This is a genomic window from Pseudonocardia nigra (assembly GCF_019396355.1).
Classification (GTDB): Bacteria; Actinomycetota; Actinomycetes; order Mycobacteriales; family Pseudonocardiaceae; genus Pseudonocardia; species Pseudonocardia nigra.
This window is the reverse complement of sequence record NZ_JAHKRK010000323.1, coordinates 1-6,259: the sequence shown is the minus strand read 5'-3', so window position 1 is coordinate 6,259 and position 6,259 is coordinate 1. Positions and strand designations below refer to the sequence as shown.

General features: G+C 71.2%; 5 protein-coding genes and 1 pseudogene. 1 reads left to right on the top strand and 5 read right to left on the bottom strand.

Annotated features, from left to right (window positions below; translation table 11 throughout):
- Nucleotides 1-120: 120 nt before the first annotated feature.
- Nucleotides 121-1,398: an MFS transporter gene (locus tag KME75_RS39170; RefSeq protein WP_219420018.1), complete on the bottom strand. Its 1,278-nt coding sequence runs from the start codon at nt 1,396-1,398 to the stop codon at nt 121-123.
- Between the two features lie 387 nt (nt 1,399-1,785).
- Nucleotides 1,786-3,114 (bottom strand): MFS transporter, encoded by a 1,329-nt coding sequence (locus KME75_RS39165; protein ID WP_219420017.1) that lies wholly within the window; start codon nt 3,112-3,114, stop codon nt 1,786-1,788.
- A gap of 414 nt (nt 3,115-3,528) precedes the next feature.
- On the opposite strand from KME75_RS39165, the gene KME75_RS45450 reads away from it, so the two are divergent.
- The gene (locus tag KME75_RS45450) at nt 3,529-3,690 is read left to right on the top strand and encodes a universal stress protein (protein ID WP_219420020.1); all 162 of its coding nucleotides are present in this window, start codon (nt 3,529-3,531) and stop codon (nt 3,688-3,690) included.
- 303 nt (nt 3,691-3,993) lie between these two features.
- Here the strand turns inward: KME75_RS45450 and KME75_RS39155 are convergent.
- From KME75_RS39155 to KME75_RS39145, 3 genes and pseudogenes are all read right to left on the bottom strand, one after another.
- A pseudogene (locus tag KME75_RS39155) lies at nt 3,994-4,083 on the bottom strand (transposase); the annotation flags it as partial.
- Nucleotides 4,084-4,853: 770 nt separating this feature from the next.
- On the bottom strand, nt 4,854-5,261 hold the full coding sequence (locus KME75_RS39150) for an ATP-binding protein (protein WP_219420015.1): 408 nt from the start codon (nt 5,259-5,261) through the stop codon (nt 4,854-4,856).
- A gap of 132 nt (nt 5,262-5,393) precedes the next feature.
- Entirely contained in the window at nt 5,394-5,783 is a 390-nt protein-coding gene (locus KME75_RS39145; RefSeq protein ID WP_219420013.1) for an STAS domain-containing protein, read from the bottom strand.
- Nucleotides 5,784-6,259: the final 476 nt, after the last annotated feature.

The following is a 6,259-nucleotide window of genomic DNA, read 5'->3' as shown; positions in this document are numbered from 1 at the left end:
GGCCACCGCGCGGTCGCCACCCGCTACGACAAGCGCGACTACATGTTCCGCGGAACCATCGACGTCGCCTCGATCAGGATCTGGCTCCGCGACCCCGTCCCATGATCCAAGGGACACGCTCTAGTGCACTCCGCAGCCGGTTGGGGCCGGCGCGGCGGCCGGGTGGGGCTCGCGCACCAGCAGCACCCCGACGCCGAGCGCGATCGGCAGCGCCGTCATCGCCAGCAGCAGTGGGCGATACGTGCCGGTCCAGTCGTGTCCGAGCGCGAGCAGCACCGGGCCGACGGCCGACGCGGCCACCGCCACGGCGTGCACGATGCCGCGGATCTCCCCGATGCTGTCGGTGCCGAAGTAGCGCGGGAGCGCGGCGGCCTCGACCGTGCGGAAGCTGTTGCCCGCGGCCCCGAGCGACACCCCGTAGAGCAGCGCACCCCAGCCGGGTCCGATGAAGCCGCCCGCGACGAGCGCCACGATCAGCACCAGCATCGAGCCCACCATCACCGGTCGCGGCGAGATGCGGTCCAGGAGCATCCCGATCAGCAGCGTGCAGGACAGGCCGGCGACGGTCTGCGGGAGGAACGTCGCGGCCGCCTCGGCGGAGGTGAGCCCCCGCTCACCGAGCACGTCGACCTGGTGGAACGTCAGCGCCGTGCCGACCATCGAGAGCACCCCGATGCCGCCGGCCAGCACCCAGAACATGGGCGTCCGCAGGATCACCGCCCGGCCCGGCCCGCGCGGCGGCGGGGCGGGTTCGTCCGCCCCGGACGGCGCGGGGTCGGCGACCGGCCTGCGGCGTGGCACGCCGAGGAGCGCGATCGGCACGATCAGCACCCAGACCGCGATGCCCTGGGCGAACCATGCGGTGCGGAAGCCGTGCTCGGCGATCAGGGCCTCGAGCCCGATCGGCACGAGCGAGATCCCCGCCGACCCCACCGCGGTGACGAGCCCGATCGCCGTGCCGAGCCGCCGCTGCACGTGGTACGCGACGAGCGTCGTCGCGACGAGCGTGAGCGCACCCTGCCCCGCGAACCGAATGCCGACGAAACCCGCCGTCAGGCCCACGAGCCCGGTCACGGCGGAGAGCCCCACGAGCACGGCGCCGAACACGGCACCCACCGCGAGAAGCACCGGCCGGGCCCCGTAGCGGTCCATCGCCCGTCCGACGTAGGGCAGGGCGGCCGCCCCGGCCAGCGTGCCGATCAGGTACGCGGTGGACACCGCGGCCCGGCTGACGCCGAGCTCCGCCACCAGCGGGTCGATGAAGACCGACACCGCGGCGGTCTGCCCCGGCGCGGTCAGGACGTACGCGGCAGCGCCTGCGGTGGTGACCCGGGCATCGGCCCATCCGCGCGTGAACGGACCGGGATCGGCTGGGGCGTTCCGGTGGAACGAGGGCACGACTTCGTCCTTCCCGAGTCGGCCGCACAGGAGCGCAGGCAGACGTCGGATCGGTGATCGGTGGATCCGGCGAGCAGTGGGTCGAGCACCGGACCGGGTGAGCGCGCCGGGGACGGTCGGGCCGCGCTGCCTCGACAGGCCCCTCGGGCGCTCTCCCTACCGTAACGGGAGGTTTGAAACCGGTTCCCGCCGGCCCCGACCGGTCATCAGCGCCCCCCAGTCGTACGCATCGGGCCACCCCGCGCTCAGCAGGATCGGTCGACGAGACGATCGATGTCGAACAGCGAGCGGACGGCGCCGGACGAGCGTGCCCGGCACCCGATCGACATCGGGATCCCGGACATCAGGAGGTCAGGACCGGCATCTGCACCGCAGCCGCACACGCTGTCAACTCCTACCTTCCGCGGCTGGGAGCAGGTCAGTCAGCGAGCGGCCGCGTGTCTCGGTCCCGAGCAGGCCCACCGCGACGGCTGCGAACACGAACGCCGCGGCGTACACCGCGAGCGGGGCGACCAGCGAAGCGGCCAGCAGCGAGCCTCCGATGATCGGTGCGATGGCACCGCCGATCCGGCTCATCCCGCTCGCGGCCCCGAACCCGGTGCCCCGCACGACGGTGGGGTACAGCTCCGGGGTGTAGGCGTAGAGCCCGCCCCACGCGCCCAGCGAGAACGCGCTCATGGCGATGCCGCCGGCCAGCAGCAGCCCGGTGCCCGGGGCGAGCGCGAACAGGAACGTCCCCGCGGCGCTCAGCAGCAGGTACGCGACGATCGTCGGCCGCCGGCCCCACCGCTCGATCAGCCACGCCGCCGAGAAGTAACCGGGCAACTGCGCCAGCGCGAGCAGGAACGCGTAGCCGTAGCTCTGCAGAAAGCCGAACCCCTGCCGGACGAACACCGTCGGCAGCCAGACGAACAGCCCGTAGTACCCGAGCGCGATGCCGAACCAGGCCAACCACAGCATCACCGTCGATCGGCGCAACGAGGAGGAGAACAGCGCCGCGACCCCGACCCGGGCCGACGGCGGCGGCGCAACGATCGCCGCGAACGGCGCCGGTCGGCCGTTGTATTCGGCGACCGCCCGGATCACGTCCTGCGCTTCGTCCGCGCGTCCGCTCACCGCCAGATAGCGCGGCGACTCCGGGATCCGCGCGCGGATCCACAGCACCAGCAGCGCCGCCAGCGCCGACGTCGCAAACAGCGGCCGCCACCCGACCACCGGCACCAGCACCCACGCCAGCCCGGCCGCGACGACCGTGCCGACCGCCCAGAAGCTCTCCAGGATCACCAGGTTCCGGCCCCGATTACGGCTCGGCAGGTACTCGGCGTACAGCGCGAAGTCCAATGGCAGCGCCCCGCCGAGGCCGAACCCCGTGAGCAGGCGCAGCACCAGCAGCCACCCGACGTTCGGCGCGAACGCGGACAGCAGCCCGAACACCGCGAAGATCGCGACCGTCAGCACAAAGCCCGACCGGCGGCCGATGCGATCCGCGACCGCACCCCACAACCAGGCGCCGAGCAGCATCCCGACGAACGTCACGGTCGCAAGCAGACCGCTGGTCACGTCATCGAGGCCGAACTCGGCCCGGATCGACGGCAGCGCGAACCCGATGAACAGCACCTCGGCAGCGTCCGCGGCCCACGTCACCCCGCAGACCGCGAGCATCCGCCGCTGGAAGCGCCCGTAGCCGATCTCGTCGATCGCCTGCTGGACCGTCATCGCGCCCGTGACCACACCCTGGCCGTTCCCGCCCCGGCCGCCCTCGACACGCCGGGCTCCCTCGCCTGCAGCCAGGCCACCCTCAGCAGGAGCCCCTCCCGGGCGAGCCACGCGGTTCCGCCGTTGTCGCTTCCTCGGGCCCTCGTCCACGCCGGAACGTAGCTTGCTGTCCTCGAGGTGCGGGTACAAGCCCGCCGTGGCACCCGAGCCGTCGGCCGGTCATCCGCGCATCCCGTGTGTCCGTACAAGCCCGGGATGACGCGACCAGGCTGGGATACCCCAGCGAGATGGCTGAACGGGATACCGAACCGACAGGACTTCCCCGTGAGTCCCCAGTGCGCCCCGACGACCCGGTAGACGACATGACGACCCCCGGACCACAAGCCCTCAGCATCGGGTGACCGCCGGCGGCGGATCGTCGTCGGGATCGACGGATCGGACGCATCTCGCGACGCGCTGCGCTGGGCGCTCGCGCACGCGAGTGAAACCGGCGCAGAAGTCTATGCGATAGCGGTCTGGCATCAACCCCTCCAGTTCGGCGCCAACGCCTGTCTGGTGCAGATTCGGCGCTGGTAGAGCAGCTGACCACGGTGGTTGCGTCAATGATCTCCGTCGCGGATCTGTCCGGAAGCCTGGTCGCGCAGCGGCCGCGCCCCGGGCGCCGGGTTCTTCCGCGGCCTGACCGCTTGAACGTGCCTTCCAACATCATCACCCTGGCGACGTACCAGGCGAGCACCGCGGAGACGATGAGGACGTACGCTCCGATGACCGACCTCGATCGCGGAGAACCCGTCGATAAGCGCGATTGCGAGCAGGGTCGCGCCGGCGGCGAGGGTGCCGAGCACCGCCGTGAGACCGAGGCTCTCCGCGCTCGCGGCGTTCGGCGCGGCGGCGGCGCTCGAGCAGCCAGTCCGGGTAGTAGGAGCCCTCGCGCAGCTTCGGGATCGCCACGTCCAGGATGCCGGCGCGCCTGGCGCTGGCGACGCGCCCCGGTGCCTCGTTTGTAGTCGTTCCCGCACACCTCGCACTGCGGCATCGCCACTCATTCACCTCGGAAGCGGCCCGACGCCCTCGCGGGGCCGACCTCGCGCGCCAGCGCCTACCAGGCCAGCTAACGGTCCATTGAATACAAGCTTCGATCACGACCGGAGTGCCCCCGGACGCGTGCTGGCCTAGCAGCACCCGCTCGCCGCCGTTGCTACACGTGGGGCGTGCACGCGAGGCCACACCGCCGAGGTGAGCAGCACGGGCCCGCCGCCGCTGGGCGTCGTTCACCTTGCTGCCAGAGGGTTCCGGGCCGACACCATCGGCTACCCAGAAAGCCCGTCCTCGACCCTGGAACGAGTCTTCGATGCCTGCTCTCCGGCGCCGCGCCGGCCGCAGGCCCTCCCCGGCCTGGTGGCAGCCACCGACGCAGCCGCGGCGGACCGCAGTTCGATGGATGGCGGCCGCTTTGAGCGTTGATCGCCGCGGTTCGTGGCGCTGCCCAACATCCGGTTGGCCGGCGACGAGGCAAGCGCCGACCGTGACACGGCGGCGATTGCCGCCCGCGCGCTGGCACCGAACGCACGCGGGACAGCTGTCGTCGCCGCCTATGCCGGTCTCGCCACCCCCATGAACCCCCGCTCCGGCACCTGGACGAGGGCAGACCTGCACCCAGGGCAATCGGCACAACGTCGAGGTCGAGGACGTGCGCGAGGCTGGTGAAATGGTGGAAGCAGCGGGAGGTGTCCGCCCGGTTACTGCTCTCCCGGGATCGGCGCGCTGAGCAGCACGACCTCAGTGCCGCCGGTGGCGCCGTCACCCTCGTTGATCACCACATGGTCCGCGAAGCCGTGCATCAGCCTCAGCCCCAGACGCCGGTGTCCGAGATCTCCCGGGACGGGCCGCCACCGTCCATAGTCAGCCACACTCGCCCGGACCCGGCGCGACCGGTCCGGCAGAACCTCCAGCACCGCGTTCACGGTCACGGTCGCGCCGTCCACCTCAGGCCCGTACGCGTGCTCCACCGCATTGCTCACGGCCTCGCTCACCGCAGCTTCGATGTCGTGGCACTGGTCGGCGGGCCATCGCAGCCGCTCGAGCCAGTACCGCAGCTGCACCCGCGAGGTCTTCGCCGCAGCCGGGATGGCCGGCAACGTGAACACGCACGGCGCGTTGTCTCCGATCTCACTCAACGACCCATCCGTCCCCTCGAGCTACACGAGATCAACGAGCTGGCCGATGAGCTGTCAGCAACAGCGCGCCACGAGGACGCCTACCCACAACAACGGGTCAGCTCACATCTCCGGCCGACGGTGCCCGCCCAATGCCTGCGCGAGGCTGTGATGAACGGGCAGCACCGTGTCAAGGCCGGTGATCTCCAGGGGCCGGATCACCTGCCGGTTCTCGCCCACGACAACACGAAACGCCCACGCCTGCTCGGAGGCCAGGTCACAGATGTCGAGGAGCACCTTCAGCCCGGCGGAACCCAGGAACGTCAACCCGGACAGATCGATCACCAGCAGCGCGCCACCACCAGCCAGGCACTGCTCAACGGCCGGTTGCAGCTGCGGCGCGGTGACCATGTCCAGATCGCCGGAGACCGACACGACGACGACGTCTCCGAACCGGCGGCTCGCCACGACCAGCTCCTCGCTGGCCCCGCCGTGGCCCTCGCCGCCCTCCACGATCCAGGACCATACCCCCGTGTGGAGCAAGCCCAGCGCTCCTGATCGACAACCACTCCGATCGGCGCCCCGTGGAGGCCCGCAACCGGTGCCACAACGAGCAGCCTGGCGACATCATCCTGCCGAGCATCCAAAACAAGCGGCGACACCTCCCTCCACGTCACCCGCGCTGATGCGCACGGGCTCGAGGACGCGACGAGGCGGCCCTGCGCGCGCCGCATGCCGGTCGTGGCGGCGACGCCCCCGGTTCAGCGGTGGATCCGACCACTCCTGCTCAGCCGTCGTCGGCTACCGATCCCGGTCACAGTCGTGTCACAACCCGCTACGGCGCGAGCTGGTCGTTTGGTCCCCTGATGTGATGAAGGAGCGGGGCCTCCGCTCCTCGTGACTCCCGGCTCATGCTCGGGGTGCTCACACCATCGATTTGAGGAGGCCCCTGTGAGCGAATCGTACGAGGGTCGGCAGATCGTCGGGAT